The organism is Mesorhizobium sp. B2-3-4, from assembly GCF_006442315.1.
Classification (GTDB): Bacteria; Pseudomonadota; Alphaproteobacteria; order Rhizobiales; family Rhizobiaceae; genus Mesorhizobium.
The window spans coordinates 284,891-304,412 of the sequence record NZ_VFVY01000001.1; the positions used below are offsets into that span (position 1 = coordinate 284,891).

A 19,522-nucleotide genomic window follows, 5' to 3' on the forward strand; every position below is an offset into this window, starting at 1 on the left:
GGAGTTTTGTCCGCCTCCTAACAGAGGTCGACAAAATGCTCAACGCCGATGCCGTGCAAACCAGAGGCCAGCGGCGAACAAGGCGACAAATCCAAGCGGGAAATACAGCCGGATGCCCAGCACCACGAACTGGTAGGACGCCACCGCCATCGTGAAGACGAGCTGAAAACCCCAGGTGAGGGTGAATACGGGGGCATGCCATTCGGCATAATAGGACCGGTATTGCAGGGCGTAGAGCCCGGCGGTCACACCGATCGTCGCGGCAGCGAGCCCCACGAATGCCGCCGCGAAGGCGACCTCCGGGCCTCTTGCGAGCGAGACCAGCCGTGCGGCGAACAGGCCAACCGGAAAGGCCAGCGCGCCGCCGCCAGCAAACAGCAGCGACACGGTGCTGATCTTGCCCGGTGTCACCCAATTGTCCAGCAACAGATTGACGAGCGCACTGGCGCCCATCGCGGCGGCCCACAGCAGGGCACCGACAAGCGCCGTTCGCAGCGTCGGCACCGCGTCGGCAAGGCGGTTCAGGGCGCGATTGCGCCTGACGGGTCGCGCAAACTCTGTCACAGGCGGCCGGTCACGGCGATCCAGCGAAAGTCCGGCCCCTCGAACCCATATTGTCGCACCGCGATCAGGACCGCGTAGGCGCTGAGGCTGTCCATCGAGAATGTCTGCACCGCGCCGATCCGGTAGCCGTTCGGACATCCCCGGCTCTTGGGGATCGCCTTGTCCTCGTGCAGAAGTTTGGTTGTACCGCCATCCTGCGCCTCGATGCGCAGCAGCCGAAAGCCGTTGATCTCGCCCTGGCTGTCGCAGCCTTCGGTGTTGTTCATGCCGATCTCGTCCAACCGGAACTCGAGCGGCTGGTCGACCGGAGAAAAGATCGGACGCGGATTGACCGCCATGCGATGCGGATCGGCCGAAAGCTCGGTCACCGGATTGAAGCCGGCGGTGATGCCGCGGTTGGCGCTCAACTCGGCCTGGCTGACAATGGCCTCGCCCTTCTGGCGGGCCTGGAGGCGCGCTGCGTCGAGCGTGGCGCTCTCGTCGTCGAGCCGGACCCTGATCGGCGTACCCTTGAGAAAGCTGTCATTGTTCGTGTCGATGTAAAAGCGATTGGAGTAAGGGAAGCCCGATCCGTCCTGGACGCCGTATTCCTCGAAGGCAAACACGCCGCCGTCCTTGGTGAAGCCGAGGATTTCAAGCTCGGCGACATCGCCGGCTTGCGCGGCAATCGGCGCCGCGAGCTGTGCGGCCAGGGAAACGGCAAACAGGAAAAGCATTCGCATCGGTTGCACTCCGTCAGCCCGGGTCGGTTCGATCCCTAGCACGAGGAAATCAAAACGTCGTGCGGACGAATGCCGATGCATCCAATCCGCTCGTCATTTGTTATTGTCGGCAGTCCCAATGGAACCACCCCAATGGAGAACATGACATGACCGACACCAGCAAAATTCGTGAGCATATGGAAGTCGTCGGCGCCGACGGCGTGCATATCGGCACTGTCGACAAGGTCGATGGCCAGCGCATCAAGCTGACCAAGGCCGACAGCGGCGAGGGCGCTCACAAGGGCCACCACCATTATATTTCCCTCGCCCTGGTTGCCGAGGTCGACGGCAAGAAGGTGTGGCTGTCCGCGAATTCCGATGTCGCGGTGACGTTCGAGGAAGAAAAATCCGATCCTGTCTGAGCGAGGTCCCGGCTAGCGCCGCGACGACCAGACCGGGAACAGATCGTTGTCGTCTGGCGTTGCGGCGAACACGCCGCGGCTGATGGCGCGCGCCATGGTGGCGCCGGCAGCCGCATAGAGGTCGATTGCCGCATCGGCTTCGAGCCGGATTCCGCTCTTGCCCGTCGCCAGCGCAAACACAAGGTCACCATCGGCCGGCGTGTGCGTCGGCCAGATGGCGCGCACGAAGCCGTCATGCGCCGAAATCGCCAGCCGTTTTGCCGCGGCCTTGGTCAGGACAGCGTCCGTGGCGATGACGGCAATGGTGGTGTTGCCGCCGGTTTCCATCTGCCTGTCGCGATATTTCAGTGAAATCCGCTTCGCGTCGTCCGGCATGGGCGAAGGGTAACCGAGCCCGCCGAATTCATTGCCGATTTCGAACGGCGCCGCCCAGAAATGACGGCTGCGGCCGACGGTCACCGAGCCGGTCGGATTGACGGCGGCCAGCGCGCCGATGGTCACGCCATTGTCCAGCAGCGTCGAGGCTGACCCCAGGCCGCCCTTCAGGCCCGACGTCAGTGCGCCGGTGCCGGCCCCGGCCGTGCCGAGCTGGAAATCGACCGTGGCAGCCTGCACCGACTCGTAGCCGAGATCGCGATAGGGCGGAAACCGGCTCCAGCCCTTGTCGCCGCCATTGCGCAGGTCGAACAGGATCGCCGCCGGTACGATCGGCACGCGAAAGCCGCCCACCTCGAAGCCGATGCCGCGCTCACGCAGCGCCGCCTGCACGCCGGAAGCGGCATCGAGGCCGAAAGCCGAGCCGCCCGACAACACCACGGCATGGATTGTCTCGACCGAATTGTGCGGTTCCAGCAGATCCGTCTCGCGGGTGCCGGGCGCGCCGCCGAGAATCTGGACCCCGGCCACCGCCGGCTCGTCGCAAAGCACCGTCGTTACGCCGGACTTCAACCTGGCATCGGAAGCATTGCCGACACGCAGGCCAGCCACGTCCGAAATCAGATTGCGCGGGCCGGTGCGGACCATCAATTGCTTTCCAGGGGTACGAAGCGCGTGCCGTCGAAGCGGAAGACACGGTAGGGGCTCTGGCTAAGGTCGCCCTTGGCGTCGAAGCGGAAAGACCCGATCGCCGTGGTGAAATCGTGCCCGGAAAGTGCGTCGGTCAGCGGCTTGCCGGAGCTCGCGGCATCCGCCATCGCCGCCTTGACGATCTCGACGGCGGCGTAGGCGGGCAGCGTATAGCCGTCCGGTACGATCTTTTGCGCGGAGAAGCTTTCCAGCACGTTCGGGTCGGCCACATCGGCCCATTCCGGCGGCGCGATCATCAACGTGCCGGTCGCGTAGGGCACGTCACCGGGCGGCGTGCGCAGGTTTTCGCCGCCGGCAAGGACGATGCCGGCCTGGAGTTGGGCGGCATCGCGTCCCATGATGGCGATGTCATCACCGTCGCCGCCGGCGAAGACATGCGTTGCGCCGGCCTTTTTCAGCCGTCCGATGAGGCCGATCTGGTTGTCGAGCTGCGGCCGGAACGTGTCGACGAAGACCGGTTTGAGCGCCGCCTGCTCTGCCGCGGCGCGAAATGTCTCGGCGATCTCGCGGCCATAGATCGTGCCGTCGTCGATGATGGCGAACAGTTCGTCCCGCCACAGCCGGGTGAGGGTGGAGGCCACGGCGTTGCGCTCGTCATCGCCGCGCGGCCCGAGGCGGTAGACCGGCCAGCCGGTCTTGGCGCGGCGGTCCGTCAGGCTTTCGGTCCGCACGCCAACGGTGATGACAGGAATATTTGCGTCCTTCAGGGCAGGCATCGCCGCCTCGATCGCCTCCGTGCAGAGGAAACCGATCACGACACTGACCTTGGCCGCCACGAACTCCTTGGCCGCCGCGGCGCCGCCGTCGCCGGTGCAGGCGTCATCCACGGTCTTGATCTGGATGTCGTTCGCCGATGCCGCGAGGCCGGCGCCAGCCTCAATCTGCTTGCCGAGAATGGCCGATGGCCCCGACAGCGGCGCGGCGACGCCGATCGTGAACGTCTGGGCGCCGGCGGCGCTGCTCAGCCACAGCCAGGCAAGTGCGGTGGATATCGTTGCCCCGGATCGCATCCTGCCGAACCGTCCCTCCAAGCCCGCACCATCGCGCAGGCGCCAATTCCCGCCAAGACCTAAAGGCTGCCTGGCTTCGGTGCAACACGCGAATTCCGGATATGGGCCAAGCACTTCGCTTGTGGCATGTCATGTCTGGCCATATATAGCGATAGGTTTCTGGCTGTGGAAAATTCCGGTGCTGAAGAAGAATGACATTGGACCGCAGGCCTATCGCGACGCGATGAGCCATTTTGCCGGTCACGTCCATGTGGTGACCACCGACGGTCCCGCCGGCAAGCGTGGCGCGACCGTGATCGCGGCCTGTTCGGTTTCGGACACGCCGCCCACCATCCTGGTCTGCCTCAACCGCGAAAATCCGAAGAATGAGCCGTTCGTCAAGAACGGCAGATTTGCCCTGAACACACTTGCTTCGCACCAGCAGCCGCTGTCCGTCGGATTCTCCGGCATGACCGGCCTGCCGGTCGAGGAGCGTTTTGCGCTTGGCGAATGGGACGTGATTTCGACCGGGGCGCCGACGCTGAAGGGCGCGCTCGCCGTGTTTGACTGCGAACTGATCGACACCAAGGACCTGGCCACCCATCGTGTGCTTTTTGGTAAGGTGACAGGCCTGCGCATGGGCGATAATTTGCGGCCGCTGATCTATCACGCGCGCGGCTACCACGTTCTGGAAAGTGGGGCGGCCGCACCCACGGAGAAGGAATGAGCGACCTGCAACCGCGCGCCGTGCCGCGGACGATCGACGAGACGCTCGATCTCCTGACCGGTGCGGACTATGTCGCGGACCGGTCGCTTGCAACAGTGCTTTTCCTGTCGCTTCGCATGAAACGGCCGCTTTTCCTCGAGGGCGAGGCTGGCGTCGGCAAGACCGAGATCGCCAAGGTGTTGGCGCAAGCGCTTGGCCGCCGGCTGATCCGCCTGCAGTGCTATGAAGGGCTCGATGTTTCCTCGGCGGTCTATGAGTGGAACTACGCCGCGCAAATGATCGAAATCCGCATGGAGGAGGCCGCCGGCAAGGTCGACCGGTCCGCGATGGAGCGTAACGTCTTCTCGGAAAAATATCTGATCCGCCGGCCGGTCCTCGATGCGCTGACCGGCAAGACGGACGCAGCCCCGGTTTTCCTGATCGACGAACTCGACCGCACCGACGAAGCCTTCGAGGCCTTCCTGCTCGAAATCCTCTCCGACTTCCAGGTGACGGTGCCCGAACTCGGCACGATCAAGGCCGAAGAACCGCCGATCGTTATCATCACCACGAACCGCACGCGCGAGATCCACGACGCGCTCAAGCGGCGTTGCCTCTATCACTGGGTCGACTATCCCAACGCGGAACGTGAACTGGAGATCGTGCACCGCAAGGTGCCGCGGGCCAACCAGCGGCTTTCCGCGGAAGTGGTCTCCTTCATCCAGAAGCTGCGCCAGGTCGAGCTGTTCAAGATGCCGGGCGTTGCCGAGACCATCGACTGGGCCGGCGCGCTGACCGAACTCGACAAGGTCGCGCTCGATCCGGAAACCGTTTCCGACACGATCGGCGTCCTGTTGAAATACCAGGACGACATTGCCCGCATCGAACAGGGCGAAGGCCGGCGCATCCTCGACGAGGTGAAGGCCGAGCTTTCGGCGGCGGAGTAGGGCCGTGCCGTGTGTCGAACCAAGGGAAGCGACTGCGGACGGGCGCATCGCCGACAACATCGTCTATTTCGCCCGCGCCTTGCGCAAATCCGGCATGCGGGTCGGGCCGGCCTCGGTCAAGGACGCCATCGAGGCGGTGCTTGCCGCCGGCATCGGCTCGCGCGACGATTTCTACTGGACGCTGCACGCCGTGCTGGTGTCGCGGCACGAGGATCACGCCACGTTCGATGAGGCGTTCCGGCTGTTCTGGAAGTCGCGCGAACTGATCGAAAAACTCTTGGCGATGTTTTCTCCGGTGGCGCCCGACATCAGGGAAAAGCAGAAGCCGCGTGCCGCCGAAAACAGGGTCAGCCAGGCGATGTTCGAGGGCCACCAGAAGAACCAGCCAGCGCAGGAAATTCCCGAGATCGAGGTCGATGCGCGCTTCACCTTCTCGGGCAACGAAGTGCTGCGGGGCAAGGATTTCGCCCAGATGAACGCCGCCGAGATGGCTGACGCCAAAAAGGCGATCGCCCAGTTGCGGCTGCCTTTCGATATGGTCAGGACACGACGCTTCAGGGCCGATCCTCATGGCCGCCGCATCGATCCGCGCACCATGCTGCGTTCGGCCGCGCGCACCGGCGGAGAGTTGATCCTGCCGAAATTCCGGTCGCCGCGAGAAGTGCATCCACCCCTGGTGGTGCTTGCCGACATCTCCGGTTCGATGAGCCAGTACACACGCATCTTCCTGCATTTCCTGCACGCGCTGACGGAGAAGCGCCGCCGCGTCCACACGTTCGTCTTCGGCACGCGGCTCACCAACCTGACCCGGCAAATGCGCCATAGCGATCCCGACGCCGCGCTTGCCGATTGCTCGGCGGCGGTCAAGGACTGGTCGGGTGGCACCCGCATCGGCGATACGCTGGCCGAGTTCAACCGGATATGGTCGCGGCGCGTGCTGGGACAGGGCGCGGTCGTGCTTCTGATCACTGACGGGCTGGAGCGCGACGATGTCGCCGGCCTTTCGCAGGAAATGGAGCGGCTGCACAAATCCTGCCGGCGGCTGATCTGGCTGAACCCCTTGCTGCGTTTCGACGGTTTTCAGGCGCGTGCCCGGGGCGTCAAGGCGATGTTGCCGCATGTCGACGAATTCCGCCCGGTGCACAATCTCGACGCGCTCGCAGATCTCTGCGCCTCGCTGGACAGGAAATCGGCGCTCTCCGTCGATCCACGGCGGTGGATGGATGCTGGCGCGAGGCATGCAGCATAGCCATATGTTTCATTTTCCGGCTCCCTGGAAAAACAGACCCTGAGAGAAGCAACGATGAGCGACAATCTCTATCTCGATGAGGCCCGCGACCCGCTGATCATCGCGGAAGCCTGGATGAAGGACGGCAAGGATGTCGCTATCGCGACCGTGGTCGAGACCTGGGGTTCGGCGCCGCGCCCGGTCGGCAGCCATCTTGTCATCGATGCCGACGGCAATTTCCACGGTTCGGTTTCGGGCGGCTGCGTCGAGGGCGCCGTGGTGACCGAGGCGGTCGACGTCATCGGCTCCGGCAAGGCCAGGATGCTGGAGTTCGGTGTTGCCGACGAGACGGCCTGGCAAGTGGGCCTGTCCTGCGGCGGCCGTATCAAGGTTTATGTGGAGAGGCTCGGCTGATCCAATGGACCCCTATGCGCTGAAAACCCTCAATGCCGAAAGACGCGCCCGCCGCGCGGCGATCCTCGTCACCGATCTTGGTGACGGTCGCGATCGTATCGTGCGAGAGGGCGATCAGGTCGCCGGCGATCTCGGAGCGGCGATCGCCAAGACATTTCGATCGGGCAATTCCGGTTCTGTCGAGGCGGAAGGGCGGACTTTCTTTCTCAACGCGCATCTGCCGCGGCCGCGCCTTGTGGTGATCGGCGCCGTTCATATCAGCCAGGCGCTGGCGCCGATGGCCCGGATCTCAGGCTATCCCTTGGAGATCATCGATCCACGCACCGCCTTCGCCACGTCGGACCGTTTCCCCGATGTCGCCTTGCGTGCCGAATGGCCGCAGGATGTGCTCGAACGCCAGCCGCTCGACGCCTACACGGCGCTCGCCGCCGTCACCCATGACCCCAAGATCGACGATTTCGCGCTGAAGGCGGCACTCGACGCCAACTGCTTCTATGTCGGGGCGCTTGGCAGCCGCAAGACGCATGCCAAGCGCGTCGAGCGCCTGCTGGCGCTGGGCGCTAGTGCCGACCAGATCGCTCGCATCCACGCGCCGATCGGGCTCGACATTGGGGCGGCAAGCCCCGCCGAGATCGCCGTCGCAATCCTTGCCCAGACCATCCTTGCCTTCCGCTCGCGCGGTATTCAAGCCAAGGGCGCGGCGGCGTGAAGTTCGGCCCGATCCCGATCGAGGCGGCCGAGGGAGCGGTTCTGGCGCATGCCACCACCGCCGGCGAGAAGCGTTTCCGAAAGGCGCACAGGCTGAACGCCGAAGATGTCTCCCTGCTCAGGAGCGCTGGTATCCTGCAGGTTGTCGCCGCCGTGCTTGCGCTGGATGACCTGGGCGAGGACGCCGCGGCGCACAAAATTGCCGGGAGCATGACCTTTAGGGGCATCGAGGCCAGGCCCGCCGCCACCGGTCGGGTCAATCTCCACGCCAGCGCGGCTGGCATCTTCACGGTCGATGCCGCTCTCATCGACGCCATCAATGCCGTCGATCCGGCCATCACCATCGCGACCCTGGCCCGGCATGCACCGGTCGAAAAGGGTCAGATGGTGGCGACGGTCAAGATCATCCCCTTCGCGGTCTCCTCCCCACTGGTCGACGCCGTGATGAAGATCTGCGCGGGCGGCGAAATCTTTGCCGTCAACGCCTATCGCCCGGTTCGCGTCGGCGTCATCCAGACGGTGCTGCCGGGCATCAAGCCAACCGTGCTCGACAAGACCTTGCGCGTTACCGAAGCGCGGCTGGCACGCTCGGGCGGCAGGCTGACGGCGGAACGCCGCACCCCGCATGAGATTGGCCCTGTCGCCGAGGCCGCCGCCGCGCTCGCGCGCGACAACGACATGGTGGTGATCTTTGGGGCTTCCGCCATGAGCGATTTCGCCGATGTCGTTCCGGCGGCGATCGAGAGGGCCGGGGGGACTGTCGTCCGCGCCGGCATGCCGGTCGACCCCGGCAACCTGCTGGTGCTGGGCACGCTCGGCGGCAAGCGCGTCATCGGCGCGCCTGGTTGTGCCCGCAGCCCCAAGGAGAACGGCTTCGACTGGGTGCTCGACCGGTTGATAGCCGGCCTTGACGTCACGGCGGGCGACATTGCCGGCATGGGCGTCGGCGGCCTGCTGATGGAAATTCCGACACGGCCACAGCCGCGCGAGCCGCTGCCGGGCAAAAACCGGCTCAAGGTCGGGATTGTGCTTCTGGCGGCGGGCCGATCGAGCCGGATGGGCGGACCGAACAAGCTGATGGCGTTGTTCGACGGCCAGCCGCTGGTGCGCCGCACCGCCGAACGCGCTCTCGCCTCGAAGGCGTCGGGCACGGTGGTCGTCACCGGCCATCAGCGCGAGCGGGTGCGCGCGGCATTGTCTGGCCTCGACGTCACCTTCGCCGACAATCCCGACTTTGCCGATGGCCTGTCGACGTCGCTCAAGGCCGGTATCGCCTATCTGCCGCAGGAGGTCGCGGGTGCCATGATCGTTCTGGGTGACATGCCGGGCGTCGCTCCTGGCGACCTTGACCGGCTGATCGACACGTTCCGTGCGGCCGGAGGCAATTGCGTGGTTCGCGCTTCGCATGAAGGCAAACGCGGCAATCCGGTGCTCCTGCCACGCTCGCTGTTTTCGGCCGTCGCCCATCTCGAAGGCGATACCGGCGCACGCCATCTGGTCGAGGCCGAAGGGCTCGACGTCGTCGATGTCGAGATCGGCGAGGGGGCATCCGTCGATGTCGACACGCGCGAGGCGCTCGAAGGGGCCGGCGGCGTCCTGCAGGATTGACAAACCCGGCCTGGACTCCGCATGCCTCGGGAATGGCTTTTCGTGCTCTTTCGTCTTTTCACGCCCTTCTGGCCGCGACGTTTGCTCTTTGCGTTGTCGCCGACGCCGACGCGCTCGAGCTGAAACCCTTCAAGGACGATCTCTTCGCCTATCCGGCAGCGCTCTCGTCCGACAGCAAAGGTGCCTACACGGTCATCGACTACCGTGAGATGCGTGACATCAACCAGCGCGATGAGGTGCCCGAAAAGCGCGTGCGCGCCCAGTATACCGACACCGGCGTGCGCAAGGCGCAGCAGGACCTGATGCTGAAGACGGATGCCGGCGATGTCAGGCATGTCGCCGTCGGCAAGACGCAAGGGGCCGCCGTCATCGTGCTTTACCTGCATGGGCAGGGCGGAAGCCGCAAGCAAGGCGTCGACGACTTCACCTTCGGCGGCAACTTCAACCGGCTCAAGAACCTGATGGCCGGCAATGGCGGGCTTTATCTCAGCCCCGATTTTCCGGATTTCGGCGACAAGGGCGCCGCACAGGTCGCGGCGCTGATCGATCACTATGCCGAACAATCGCCGGGCGCGAAGATCTTCGTCGCCTGCGGCTCGATGGGTGGCGCGCTGTGTTGGAAGCTTGCGGCCCGCAATGATACTGGCCGGCGCATAAACGGGTTGCTGCTGCTCGGATCGCTATGGGACGAGAGCTTTTTCGGCAGCCCCGCCTTCAAACGCCATGTCCCGGTGTTTTTCGGCCAGGGCAGTCACGACGTGGTGTTTCCCGTGGCGAACCAGGAAGCCTTCTTCCGCTCCATCATCGCGAAATCGAAGGCGTATCCCTATCCGACCCGCTTCGTCCGTTTCGAGACCGGCACCCATGGCACGCCGATCCGCATGGTGGACTGGCGCGGCACGCTCAACTGGATGCTGTCTAAAGCGCCTTGACGGCCACTCTATCTCTTTGTTTTAACACAATTCCGGACGGAAAACCGCTCACATTTTTGCTGGAATTGCTCTATGGCGCGGTGTTGTAGTCGACGATGGTTTGCGGGTTCTCCTCGCCGTCATAGGACGCGTCGACATCATACTGGACCAGCGAAAAATCGCCGTTGCGGAACAGGTATGTCCCGGAGTCCGAGGCATCGCCGACGCCGCGCCATTTGTTGAACGTGGTGATCGTGTGAGTGTCCGCGTCATAGTCTGAATTGACCGCCCACCCCGTGGTCTGGAAGCCGATCACCGTCACGCTCAGCAGTTTGCCTTCACTGTCATTGTTCTCGTAGCGTATGTCGGTCTCTGGTTCGGCGAACTGCAATTGCCTGACACCGTCCACCTCGTCGGTCATGTAGTAGACCGAGCTTTCATTGTAGGCGGCGGCCGAGCAGGAGAAATGGAACAGGCGGGTCTCCTTGTCCGCGTCGCCCGGCTGAGCATTCTTGTCCTTGTATTTGATCGAAAAAACCTCCGGCTCATTGGCCAGAAGGTCCTTGTCGCACTGGTCGCCATAGGTCGCCAGAAAAGCCTTCTTGGCCTGCTCCAGCGCAGTATCCTTCTTCGGTGGCGGTGGGCCGTCGCCGCAGCTTGGCGGCACGGCTTCCTCAAAGTCGGCTGTAGAGGGTTTCAGCGCGCCTTTTTCGATATGGATGGGATCGAAGGGCGGTGCTGCCTGGTTCTGGGCATTCGCCTGGCGCAGCGTGTAGCAGCCGGCGAAAACCTTCGCCTCGCCCTTCTTGTCGGTTGCCTGGATGGCAACGGGGACGTTGTAATAGATGCTGCCCGCCGCGCCGTCGTCCGAGACAGCGCCGGTTTTGACCTCCACCGTATCGGTGCCGTCATAGCCTTTGACGAATGTGTCGAAATCTTTTGCCGGCTTTGTATCTCCGTAGTAGCCCCAGGCGCGGGCGAATTCGTGCCGGTTGATGGCGCTGTAGAGCGAGCGCACGACCGCCTCGGCGTTCGAGCGATCATCGACATAGGGCGCTTCGGGCTTATCCTCGGCGGCCAATGCCGTTTGGCCTGTCGTGGCAAGGGAGAGAAGGGCAGTCGCTGCGAAAAGGGCGCGTCTCATCGGGAATCTCCGCTCGATAACGAAGATTCTACCATGCCGATTGCGGCGACGTGGTGACGCCGCGTCAGTGGTGCTTGAAGAATCGTGTTTGAAGGCGCACCTCCTGTCGGCCGGCGTTCGGTCGGACAGGAGATTTGACGTGACGATATCCATGTATGAGGCATCCGTGCCCGTGTTTTCAGCCAGGCTGAAAGCACTTTCCAACGTGCTTGCGGCAGCCGAACAGAATGCGCTTGACCGCAAGATCGACCCGCAGGTGTTTTTGACGGCGCGGCTTGCACCCGACATGTTCGCCTTGACCCGGCAGGTGCAGATCGCAACCGACCATGCAAAGGGCGCGCCGTCACGGCTGGCCGGCCGCGAAGTGCCGAAGTACGAGGACAATGAGGCAAGCTTTGCCGATCTCGAGGCCAGGATAGCCAAGACCGTTGCCCTTCTGGCGACTTTTTCGGCCGCCGATATGGACGGCTCGGACGACAGGATGATCGAGTTGAAACTGGGAGGCCGCGAAACGACCTTGGGCGGCATGCAGTATCTGCTGCATGTGGCCATGCCCAACTTTTATTTCCACCTCACCACCGCCTACGACATCCTTCGCCACAATGGCGTGCCGCTGGGCAAGGCGACCTTCCTGGGATCGCGTTGAGGCGTGAAGTTCGCGATGTCCCGGATCGATCCGGGACATCTCGTGGAATGCATCTTAGCGGATGGACATTTCGCGGGCGATACGTGGGAAGTCGGCGGGCTTGATGCCGATGTCGGCGCGCTCGGCATTGCTCATCGAATGAAGCAGCGCGAGCGCCGAACGATATCTCTGATGTTCCTGCGGGCGCGGCCTGGCGAACATTTCCGTGAAGAAACCCATGATTCAGGCTCCTGGTTGGTCCTCCACGCCAGACAATATAGGTGAATCGTGACAATTGTGCAGTGCAGCATTTGCATGCCTGCCATGTCAGGACGATTTTCATAAAATTTTTTTGCGGCCGATGAAACTCTTTCGCCGCGCCAATCGTAGGCTTCGACGCTGGCACATGGCCAGTTTTTCCTCGCCACTCCTGGCGAATTTCCGGACTGCATGAAAGTGCAGTCCGGCTTTTTGCGCGGATCGGGCTGCCAGACCGCCAAATTCATCGCGAGAGTGGCATTTATTTTTAACGAGCCGCTTCTATGTTCAGAGGCACTGGACAGTCGAGCACGGGGGAGGCTGACATCGTTACCGGCGCCAAGCGGGATTTCGCCTCGCTGCTCGACGACCTCTTCGTCGCCTCCGACAAGGGCGACGGCATCGAGGGCGAAGAGACCGGCGCGCGTCCCTCGATTCCGTTCGACTATCTCTCGGTTGCCGACGAACTCCATTCCGGCCGCATCAAGGTGTCCGCTTCCGACTATCGCGAAGCAGGCGCCGACCTGGCGACCGAATTCGCCGCCTTGCTTGACCATGCGAAGCTCGCTCTGGCCGGCGAAGAGCCGAAGCCGGAGGAAAAATTGCCGCCGATCGATCCGGAATCGATAGCGGTCGAACTGGGGTTGGATCATTCCAAGAGCGTTGCCGATTTCGGCCGCATGCGTCGCAGCTTTGCTTTCACCAACCATCCCGATCGCGTCGCCCCGCATTTGCGCCAGCGCGCGATGATCCGCATGCAGGTGGCCAACATGCTGATCGACGAAGCCAAGCGCCGCGCGCTGGCCGCGGCCCGCCGCTAAACACCGCCATTCACGCAAAAGTCGGTGTGCCAAGGGTTGGAGAGCAGCCCGGCTTTCCTATAGGATACCGCTTCCCTCCCGCGCAGCCGCGCCAGTCTTCCCTTCGGAGCAGAATTCCATGCATAAACGCCGTCTTGGCCGGACCGACCTTCTTGTGACCCAGATTTGCCTGGGCTCGATGACCTGGGGTCAGCAGAACACCGAAGCCGAGGGCCATGCCCAGATGGACTTGGCTTTCTCGCGCGGGGTGAATTTCATCGACACCGCCGAACTCTACTCGATCCCGCCCAAGGCGGAGACGCAAGGGACGACCGAAAAGATCATCGGCAGCTGGATGAAGGCCAGGGGTAATCGCGACAAGGTGATCCTCGCCTCCAAGGTCGTCGGCCGCACCGCCAACACCTGGTTTCGCGGTGACAGGCCCTCGCAGCTGGTGCGGGCCGATATCTTCGACGCCATCGACAAGTCGCTGGCCAAGCTCGGCACGGATTATCTCGATCTCTACCAGATCCACTGGCCGGAACGGGATATTCCCTGGGGCGCCAACCCGACACGCGTCGGGGCGGTGGCGCGGCGCGCCGATGCACAGGGCGCCCCGAGCAACGAAACGCCGATCGCCGAAACGCTTGCGGTTTTCGAGGAACTGGTGAAGCTTGGCAAGATTCGCCATTTCGGTCTCTCGAACGAGAGTTCCTGGGGCACGATGCGTTATCTCGCCGAGGCGGACAAAGGCGGCGGCCCGCGCGTCGCATCGATTCAGAACGCCTACAATCTGGTCAACCGCACCTTCGAGGTGAACCTCGCCGAAGTCTGCGAGCGCGAGGATGTCTCGCTGCTTGCCTATTCGCCGCTGGCGCAGGGCTACCTGACCGGCAAATACGACCATGGTGCCCGCCCGCAGGGCTCGCGCTCGCAACTCTTCAACCGTGGCCAGCGCTACGAAACGCCCAATGCCGCCGAGGTGCTGCTCGAATATAATGAACTGGCGCGCTCCTTCGGCCTGGAGCCGGCGCTGTTTGCCAATGCCTATGTTTCGAGCCGGCCCTTCGTGACCTCCAACATCATCGGCGCGACAACCATTGCGCAGCTGGAAATGGCGCTGGCCTCGGTGGACGTCGTCTGGACCGAGGAGATGCAGAAGGCGGTCGATGCCATCCACCAGCGCAACGGCAATCCGTGTCCTTGAGCAGGGCGGCCTGACAGCGAACAGCAGAACGGGGAGGGACCAATGACATTTCAGATTGACGGGGTGCGCGCCCAATTTCCGGCACTTGCCCTCACCGACAAGGGCCGTCGCCGCATCTATCTCGACAATCCCGCCGGCACGCAGGTGCCTCGGGCGGTTGCCGATGCGGTCTCGCACTGCCTTCTGACAACCAACGCCAATCTGGGCGGCTATTTCGAGACGACGATCGCCGCACAGCAGGTCGTCGACCAGGCACACCAGGCGATGGCGGATTTTCTCGGCGCGGCAAGTGCCGAGGAGATCATCATCGGCGCCAACATGACGACGCTTACCTATCACATGTCGCGCACGCTTGGCCGGACGCTGCAATCAGGCGACGAGATCATCCTCACCCGCATGGACCATGAGGGCAATGTCTCGCCCTGGCTGCAACTGGCTGATGATCTCGGCCTGGTCGTGCGCTGGCTGCCGTTCGACGAGAAGACATGGCAGGTTGAGGAGGCGACGCTGGCCGGGCTGTTGTCCACCAGGACAAGGCTGGTGGCGTTGAATTACGCCAGCAACCTCACGGGCTCGATCAATCGGGTCAAGTCGCTGACCGGCCTGGCAAAGAGGGCTGGCGCCCTGGTCTATGTCGACGCCGTGCAATTCGCGCCGCATGGCCTGGTCGACGTGCAGGACCTCGGCTGCGACTTTCTGATCTGCTCGGGCTACAAATTCTTCGGCCCGCATATGGGCATCCTGTGGGGCCGGCGCGATCTGCTCGAAGGCCTGAAGGCCTACAAATGCCGCTGCTCGTCGAATGGTTTGCCGGAACGGTTCGAGCTCGGCACGCCGCAGATCGAGCTGATGGCAGGGCTCACGGCGGCTGTTGATTATTTTGCCGGGCTTGGCGCGGTGGCAGGCGAGGGCGGCTCGAGACGGAAGAAGATCGCCAAGGCGTTCGAAGTGTCGATCGGCTACGAAAATCCGCTGGCGCTGCGGCTGATCGACGGCCTGTCCGACATCTCAGGGCTGACGATCCATGGCATCACCGATCCGGCGCGCATCCATGAGCGCGTGCCGACCGTCTCCTTCACCGTGGACGGCATCGTGCCGGAGACGATCGTGCGGCAGATGAACGCCGAAAACATCTTCCTGTGGTCAGGCCACAACTATGCCTGGGAGATCGTCCACCAGCTCGGCATTCCGGCCGAACAAGGCGTCGTGCGCGTCGGCATCGCCCACTACAACACGGCGGCCGAAATCGACGAGACGCTGGAGAGCGTGCATCGCGTGATTGCCATGCTCAGGCAGCAACGCTCCTGACGCTGGCTTGAACCCTTACCGCGCCTTGCCGCCAAACCCGGTGAGAAAGGCGGTGAGGTTGTCGCCCAGCGCGTCGCAGAGATAGCCGCCTTCCTGGACGATGACCGTCGGCAGGCCAAGACCGGCGATGGCCTCGCCGATGCGCGAGAAGCCCGGCGTCGTCACCGAAAGTCCGCCGAACGGATCGCCCTCGAAGGCGTCGAGGCCGAGCGCTACGACAAGCGCGTCGGGCGAGAAGGCGCGGATGCGCTGGAACGCCACGCCAAGCGCTTCCAGAAATGCCGCGTCGGCCGATTTGCGCGGCAGCGGCAGGTTGAAATTGTAGCCGAGCCCAGGACCTTCGCCGCGCTCGTCCGCATGGCCCCAGAAAAACGGATAGAAACGCACCGGATCGGCGTGCAGCGAGACCGTGAGCACGTCGGGGCGGGCATAGAAAATGCCTTGTGTGCCATTGCCGTGATGCAGGTCGACATCGAGGATCGCCACGCGCGCCGCCTGTTTGCGCAATATCTGTGCCGCGACGGCCGAATTGTTGATGAAACAGAAGCCGCCGGCGACATCGGCGAAGGCGTGGTGGCCGGGCGGCCGGCACAGCGCATAGGCGCTGGAAGCGCCTGCCATCACCGTTTCCGCCGCCTCGACGGCGCTCCAGGCGCTCCACAGCGCGCTTTGCCATGTCTCGCCGGAGATCGGGCAAGCCGTATCGGCCATGTGGTAGCCGGCCTGGCCGACAGCGGAGGCAGGATAGGATCCGCCGCGCGCGATCGGGTGGATGTTGGGGATGACCTCGGCGGAAGCACCTTCGATCCGCTGCCAGCGCTCGAAAATATGTTCGAGGAAATCGAGATACTCAGGCGTATGCACCGCCGAAACCGGCGCAAGCCCGTGATTTTTCGGGCGCTCGATCACGCATCCGGCAGATTTTGCGCCGGCTAACAATCTCTCGACGCGCTCGGGTTTTTCTGGATTGGGCTGCGCGGCGCCGCTGGACAGAAAGGCCTTGGGGTCGTGGCGCTTCTGTTCCTGCGCGTAGAAGACTTTCATTGCTGCTCCACATTTTCCGGCGCATCGGCGAAGGCGAAAAAGGCATCGCCGATGATTTTCTGCGTCTGCTCGTAGCTCGACCAGCCAATGCCCAGTCTCTCGTAAAAAGCCTTGGCGCCCTCATTGTCGGTGTCGACGGACAGCCTGAGATAGACGCCGCCATCCCTGCGGCACTCGGCCGCCACGCGTCGCAGCAGGCGTTCCCCGATCTTGCGACCGCGAAACCGGTCCTCGACATAGAGATCCTGCACATAGACGCCGGGCCGTCCCATCCAGGTCGAGAAGATCGGGAAAGAGAGGCAAAGCCCGGCGAATTCGCCATCCACCTCGGCGATCAGCGTCGAGAAGGCAGGTTTCTCGCCAAAGCCGTAGCGGCGCAAATCATCCACGGTCGAGACAATCTCCTGGTGCGCCCCGATATGCGTGCCGAGTTTGAGCAGTGCGGTGTGAATGGTTTCGACGTCGTCGATGCTGCCGGGGCGCAGGGTGACTTTGGAGGAGGCAGTCATCTCGGCTTGTCTTCTTCTCAAAACATCGGCGTCAAAACGCCACCCGGTCGCCACCCTTCAGCGCCAGCATGTCGCGCGCTTCCGCGGGCGTGGCAACCTCCAGCGACAGCCCATCGAGAATGCCACGGATGCGGCGCACCTGGTCGGCGTTGGATTTCGCCAACTGGCGGCCATCATAGAGGCTGTCTTCCAGCCCGACGCGGACGTTGCCGCCCATCGCCGCGGCAATCGAGATCAGCGGCATCTGGTTGCGGCCGGCGGCCAGCACCGAAAACTGGTAGCTGTCGCCGAACAATTTGTCGGCGATCCGCTTCATATGGATGAGATTGTCCGGGTCGGCGCCGATACCGCCCAGGATACCCAGCACGAACTGGATGAAGAGCGGCCCCGAAACCAGCCCTCGGTCGCGGAAATGCGCCAGGGAGTAGAGATGGCCGACATCGTAGCATTCGAATTCGAAGCGCGTGCCGCAGCCCTTGCCGAGCCGTTCCAAGACGCCTTCCATGTCGGCGAAGGTGTTCTTGAAGATGGTGTCGCGCGTGGCTTCCAGCAGCTTCGGCTCCCATTCGTGCTGCCACTGCCTGGGTTTGTCGAGCATCGGGAACAGCGCGAAATTCATCGAACCCATGTTGAGCGAGCACATTTCCGGCTCCGCCCTGAGCGGCGCCGCCAGACGCTGGTCCAGCGTCATCAGCGAGGAGCCGCCGGTGGTGATGTTGATCACCGCTGATGTCGCCTGCTTGATGCGCGGCAGAAACTGCATGAACACGTCTGGATCGGCTGTCGGCCGGCCATCGCCGGGATCGCGGGCGTGAAGATGCAGGATCGAGGCGCCGGCCTCGGCCGCCGCGATGGCGTCGGCGGCGATCTGGTCCGGCGTCACCGGCAGATAGGGCGACATTGACGGCGTGTGCACCGAGCCGGTGACGGCGCAGGTGATGATGACTTTTCGCGGTGCCATTTCCCTACCCCCGGCCGTCGACTGGCAGGTCGAGTTCGCCGGCCAGAACCTGCAGCGAATCGCCGATAATGGCGATGATCTCGCCGACCTGCTCGCTGGTGACGATCATCGGCGGCGCCACCATGAAATTGTCGCCGTCAACGCCGCCCTTGACCTTGCGACCATAGATGATCAGCCCGCGCTCATAGGCAAGGTCGAGCAGGCGCTGCGTTGCCTTTCGGCCCTGGTCGATCGGCTTCAGCGTCTCGGGATCGGCAACCATCTCGGCACCGGTGAGAAGGCCCTTGCCGCGCACATCGGCGATGAAGGGGAAGCGTTTCGCGAGCCCTTTCAGTCCGTCCATGAGCACGTCGCCCATGGCGGCGGCATTGGCGATCAGGTCGAGCCGGTCCATTTCACCAAGCACCGCCAGCCCGGCGGCGCAGGCCAGCGGATTGCCGGCATAGGTGTGGCCATGCTGGAAGCCGCCGGAGGCAAGCAGCGGCTGCACCAGCCGCAATGGTGCTGCCAGCGCGCCGAGCGGCGCATAACCCGAACCCAGGCCTTTCGACAGCGCGACGATGTCGGGCTTGCAGTTCCAGTGATCGCCGCCGAGGAATTTGCCGGTGCGGCCGGCGCCGCTCATAACCTCGTCATGGATCAGCAGGATGCCGTAGCGGTCGCAGATCTCGCGGATGCGCGCATAATAGCTGTCCGGCGCCACCAGGGCCGCGGTGGCGGCGCCGCCGATCGGTTCCATGATGAAGGCGACCACGCTTTCGGGGCCTTCGGCGAGGATCTTTTCCTCCAGCATGTCGGCGTAGCGAACGCCGCGCTGTTCCATCGAGAGATTGTCGCGGTCGCGCCAGGCGGTCGGAGCCGGCACTGTCGGCATGACCCGCATCATCGGCTCGAACGTCTCGGCCAGCGCATCGTCGCCGGTGATCGACAGCGAGCCGAGCGTGCCGCCATGATAGGAGGGGAAACGGGTGATCACTTTCCAGCGGCTGGCCTGGCCGGTGGCGACAGCCCATTGCCGGGCCAGCTTGATGCAGGATTCGGTCGCTTCCGAGCCGCCCGAGACGAAGAAGATACGGTCCATGCCTTCCGGCAATTTGCCGGCCAGCTCGCGCGCGAGTTCTTCCGCCGGCTCGTTCTCGAAATGCAGGCGGTAGGCGAAGGTCGCCTTGTCCATCTGCCGCTTCATCGCGTCGAGCACATTGCGGTTGGAGTGGCCGATATTGGCGACCATCGGGCCGCTCGATCCGTCGATGAAACGGCGGCCATCCTGCGTCCACATATAGATGCCTTCGGCGCGGTCGATGAGCGGCCGGCGCAGGCTGGACAGATAGAAAAGATGCGATTCGCGCCGGCTTTCGGCTGATGTCTGGGCTTTCGACATG

The 19,522-nt window shown here is 63.7% G+C and carries 22 protein-coding genes; 12 read left to right on the forward strand and 10 right to left on the reverse strand.

Features of this window, described 5'->3' with window-relative positions; genetic code table 11:
• Positions 1 to 39: 39 nt before the first annotated feature.
• Complete coding sequence (locus tag FJ967_RS01630; RefSeq protein ID WP_181175652.1) at positions 40 to 504, reverse strand: hypothetical protein; 465 nt, start codon at positions 502 to 504, stop codon at positions 40 to 42.
• Positions 505 to 560: 56 nt separating this feature from the next.
• Positions 561 to 1,286, reverse strand: a complete 726-nt coding sequence (locus FJ967_RS01635) for a DUF2259 domain-containing protein (protein WP_140729969.1) — start codon at positions 1,284 to 1,286, stop codon at positions 561 to 563.
• A 146-nt stretch (positions 1,287 to 1,432) separates the two neighbouring features.
• Here FJ967_RS01635 and FJ967_RS01640 point away from each other — a divergent pair, with 146 nt between their 5' ends.
• On the forward strand, positions 1,433 to 1,687 hold the full coding sequence (locus tag FJ967_RS01640) for a DUF2171 domain-containing protein (RefSeq protein ID WP_023773164.1): 255 nt from the start codon (positions 1,433 to 1,435) through the stop codon (positions 1,685 to 1,687).
• A 12-nt stretch (positions 1,688 to 1,699) separates the two neighbouring features.
• Here the strand turns inward: FJ967_RS01640 and FJ967_RS01645 are convergent, their stop codons facing one another.
• Together FJ967_RS01645 and FJ967_RS01650 are read right to left on the reverse strand one after the other, a co-directional pair.
• Positions 1,700 to 2,710 carry a P1 family peptidase gene (locus FJ967_RS01645; RefSeq protein WP_140729970.1) on the reverse strand — a complete coding sequence of 337 codons (1,011 nt, stop codon included), beginning with the start codon at positions 2,708 to 2,710 and terminating at the stop codon, positions 1,700 to 1,702.
• Entirely contained in the window at positions 2,710 to 3,783 is a 1,074-nt protein-coding gene (locus FJ967_RS01650) for a branched-chain amino acid ABC transporter substrate-binding protein (protein ID WP_140729971.1), read from the reverse strand. The genes FJ967_RS01645 and FJ967_RS01650 overlap by 1 nt, the downstream gene beginning before the upstream one ends.
• A 178-nt stretch (positions 3,784 to 3,961) precedes the next feature.
• Between FJ967_RS01650 and FJ967_RS01655 the strand changes: the two genes are divergently transcribed.
• Genes FJ967_RS01655 through FJ967_RS01685 form a run of 7 tightly spaced genes read left to right on the forward strand, consistent with a single transcriptional unit; the run spans position 3,962 to position 10,305 of the window.
• A complete protein-coding gene (locus FJ967_RS01655; RefSeq protein WP_140729972.1) occupies positions 3,962 to 4,489 on the forward strand; it encodes a flavin reductase in 528 nt (175 codons plus the stop codon).
• Complete coding sequence (locus FJ967_RS01660; RefSeq protein WP_140729973.1) at positions 4,486 to 5,415, forward strand: MoxR family ATPase; 930 nt, start codon at positions 4,486 to 4,488, stop codon at positions 5,413 to 5,415. Before FJ967_RS01655 ends, FJ967_RS01660 begins: the two co-directional genes overlap by 4 nt.
• Positions 5,416 to 5,419: 4 nt before the next feature.
• On the forward strand, positions 5,420 to 6,664 hold the full coding sequence (locus tag FJ967_RS01665; RefSeq protein ID WP_140729974.1) for a VWA domain-containing protein: 1,245 nt from the start codon (positions 5,420 to 5,422) through the stop codon (positions 6,662 to 6,664).
• 54 nt (positions 6,665 to 6,718) lie between these two features.
• Positions 6,719 to 7,057: an XdhC family protein gene (locus FJ967_RS01670; RefSeq protein ID WP_140729975.1), complete on the forward strand. Its 339-nt coding sequence runs from the start codon at positions 6,719 to 6,721 to the stop codon at positions 7,055 to 7,057.
• A gap of 4 nt (positions 7,058 to 7,061) precedes the next feature.
• Entirely contained in the window at positions 7,062 to 7,766 is a 705-nt protein-coding gene (locus FJ967_RS01675) for an XdhC family protein (RefSeq protein WP_140729976.1), read from the forward strand.
• The gene (locus FJ967_RS01680; protein WP_140729977.1) at positions 7,763 to 9,373 is read left to right on the forward strand and encodes a molybdopterin-binding/glycosyltransferase family 2 protein; all 1,611 of its coding nucleotides are present in this window, start codon (positions 7,763 to 7,765) and stop codon (positions 9,371 to 9,373) included. Before FJ967_RS01675 ends, FJ967_RS01680 begins: the two co-directional genes overlap by 4 nt.
• 32 nt (positions 9,374 to 9,405) lie before the next feature.
• Positions 9,406 to 10,305 (forward strand): alpha/beta hydrolase, encoded by a 900-nt coding sequence (locus FJ967_RS01685; RefSeq protein ID WP_181175637.1) that lies wholly within the window; start codon positions 9,406 to 9,408, stop codon positions 10,303 to 10,305.
• Between the two features lie 70 nt (positions 10,306 to 10,375).
• On the opposite strand, the gene FJ967_RS01690 is transcribed toward FJ967_RS01685, so the two are convergent.
• Positions 10,376 to 11,428: a DUF1176 domain-containing protein gene (locus tag FJ967_RS01690; RefSeq protein ID WP_140729978.1), complete on the reverse strand. Its 1,053-nt coding sequence runs from the start codon at positions 11,426 to 11,428 to the stop codon at positions 10,376 to 10,378.
• Positions 11,429 to 11,567: 139 nt separating this feature from the next.
• On the opposite strand from FJ967_RS01690, the gene FJ967_RS01695 reads away from it, so the two are divergent.
• Entirely contained in the window at positions 11,568 to 12,074 is a 507-nt protein-coding gene (locus tag FJ967_RS01695) for a DUF1993 family protein (protein WP_140729979.1), read from the forward strand.
• A gap of 54 nt (positions 12,075 to 12,128) precedes the next feature.
• Here FJ967_RS01695 and FJ967_RS01700 read toward each other — a convergent pair whose 3' ends face one another.
• On the reverse strand, positions 12,129 to 12,293 hold the full coding sequence (locus FJ967_RS01700) for a hypothetical protein (protein WP_140729980.1): 165 nt from the start codon (positions 12,291 to 12,293) through the stop codon (positions 12,129 to 12,131).
• A gap of 302 nt (positions 12,294 to 12,595) precedes the next feature.
• Here FJ967_RS01700 and FJ967_RS01705 point away from each other — a divergent pair, with 302 nt between their 5' ends.
• The 3 genes from FJ967_RS01705 to FJ967_RS01715 all read left to right on the forward strand — a co-directional run bounded on the left by FJ967_RS01705 (position 12,596) and on the right by FJ967_RS01715 (position 15,626).
• Entirely contained in the window at positions 12,596 to 13,132 is a 537-nt protein-coding gene (locus tag FJ967_RS01705) for a hypothetical protein (protein WP_246675143.1), read from the forward strand.
• 118 nt (positions 13,133 to 13,250) lie between these two features.
• On the forward strand, positions 13,251 to 14,318 hold the full coding sequence (locus FJ967_RS01710; RefSeq protein ID WP_140729981.1) for an aldo/keto reductase: 1,068 nt from the start codon (positions 13,251 to 13,253) through the stop codon (positions 14,316 to 14,318).
• 42 nt (positions 14,319 to 14,360) lie between these two features.
• Positions 14,361 to 15,626 (forward strand): cysteine desulfurase-like protein, encoded by a 1,266-nt coding sequence (locus FJ967_RS01715; protein WP_140729982.1) that lies wholly within the window; start codon positions 14,361 to 14,363, stop codon positions 15,624 to 15,626.
• A 15-nt stretch (positions 15,627 to 15,641) separates the two neighbouring features.
• Here FJ967_RS01715 and FJ967_RS01720 read toward each other — a convergent pair whose 3' ends face one another.
• From FJ967_RS01720 to FJ967_RS01735, 4 genes are read right to left on the reverse strand one after another with little or no spacing between them, the layout of a single operon-like run.
• A complete protein-coding gene (locus FJ967_RS01720) occupies positions 15,642 to 16,670 on the reverse strand; it encodes a histone deacetylase family protein (RefSeq protein WP_140729983.1) in 1,029 nt (342 codons plus the stop codon).
• The gene (locus tag FJ967_RS01725) at positions 16,667 to 17,179 is read right to left on the reverse strand and encodes a GNAT family N-acetyltransferase (protein WP_140729984.1); all 513 of its coding nucleotides are present in this window, start codon (positions 17,177 to 17,179) and stop codon (positions 16,667 to 16,669) included. Before FJ967_RS01725 ends, FJ967_RS01720 begins: the two co-directional genes overlap by 4 nt.
• A gap of 31 nt (positions 17,180 to 17,210) precedes the next feature.
• Positions 17,211 to 18,140, reverse strand: a complete 930-nt coding sequence (locus FJ967_RS01730) for a 3-keto-5-aminohexanoate cleavage protein (RefSeq protein WP_140729985.1) — start codon at positions 18,138 to 18,140, stop codon at positions 17,211 to 17,213.
• Between the two features lie 4 nt (positions 18,141 to 18,144).
• A complete protein-coding gene (locus tag FJ967_RS01735; RefSeq protein ID WP_140729986.1) occupies positions 18,145 to 19,521 on the reverse strand; it encodes an aspartate aminotransferase family protein in 1,377 nt (458 codons plus the stop codon).
• Between the last annotated feature and the right edge of the window lies 1 nt (position 19,522).

Excerpts from the sequence above, each read along its gene's own strand:
- FJ967_RS01635 (WP_140729969.1), bottom strand. The coding sequence starts at position 1,286 with ATGCGAATGCTTTTCCTGTTTGCCGTTTCCCTGGCCGCACAGCTCGCG.
- FJ967_RS01640 (WP_023773164.1), top strand. The coding sequence starts at position 1,433 with ATGACCGACACCAGCAAAATTCGTGAGCATATGGAAGTCGTCGGCGCC.
- FJ967_RS01645 (WP_140729970.1), bottom strand. The coding sequence starts at position 2,710 with ATGGTCCGCACCGGCCCGCGCAATCTGATTTCGGACGTGGCTGGCCTG.
- FJ967_RS01650 (WP_140729971.1), bottom strand. The coding sequence starts at position 3,783 with ATGCGATCCGGGGCAACGATATCCACCGCACTTGCCTGGCTGTGGCTG.
- FJ967_RS01660 (WP_140729973.1), top strand. The coding sequence starts at position 4,486 with ATGAGCGACCTGCAACCGCGCGCCGTGCCGCGGACGATCGACGAGACG.
- FJ967_RS01670 (WP_140729975.1), top strand. The coding sequence starts at position 6,719 with ATGAGCGACAATCTCTATCTCGATGAGGCCCGCGACCCGCTGATCATC.
- FJ967_RS01675 (WP_140729976.1), top strand. The coding sequence starts at position 7,062 with ATGGACCCCTATGCGCTGAAAACCCTCAATGCCGAAAGACGCGCCCGC.
- FJ967_RS01685 (WP_181175637.1), top strand. The coding sequence starts at position 9,406 with ATGGCTTTTCGTGCTCTTTCGTCTTTTCACGCCCTTCTGGCCGCGACG.
- FJ967_RS01690 (WP_140729978.1), bottom strand. The coding sequence starts at position 11,428 with ATGAGACGCGCCCTTTTCGCAGCGACTGCCCTTCTCTCCCTTGCCACG.
- FJ967_RS01700 (WP_140729980.1), bottom strand. The coding sequence starts at position 12,293 with ATGGGTTTCTTCACGGAAATGTTCGCCAGGCCGCGCCCGCAGGAACAT.
- FJ967_RS01705 (WP_246675143.1), top strand. The coding sequence starts at position 12,596 with ATGTTCAGAGGCACTGGACAGTCGAGCACGGGGGAGGCTGACATCGTT.
- FJ967_RS01710 (WP_140729981.1), top strand. The coding sequence starts at position 13,251 with ATGCATAAACGCCGTCTTGGCCGGACCGACCTTCTTGTGACCCAGATT.
- FJ967_RS01715 (WP_140729982.1), top strand. The coding sequence starts at position 14,361 with ATGACATTTCAGATTGACGGGGTGCGCGCCCAATTTCCGGCACTTGCC.
- FJ967_RS01720 (WP_140729983.1), bottom strand. The coding sequence starts at position 16,670 with ATGAAAGTCTTCTACGCGCAGGAACAGAAGCGCCACGACCCCAAGGCC.
- FJ967_RS01725 (WP_140729984.1), bottom strand. The coding sequence starts at position 17,179 with ATGACTGCCTCCTCCAAAGTCACCCTGCGCCCCGGCAGCATCGACGAC.
- FJ967_RS01730 (WP_140729985.1), bottom strand. The coding sequence starts at position 18,140 with ATGGCACCGCGAAAAGTCATCATCACCTGCGCCGTCACCGGCTCGGTG.
- FJ967_RS01735 (WP_140729986.1), bottom strand. The coding sequence starts at position 19,521 with ATGTCGAAAGCCCAGACATCAGCCGAAAGCCGGCGCGAATCGCATCTT.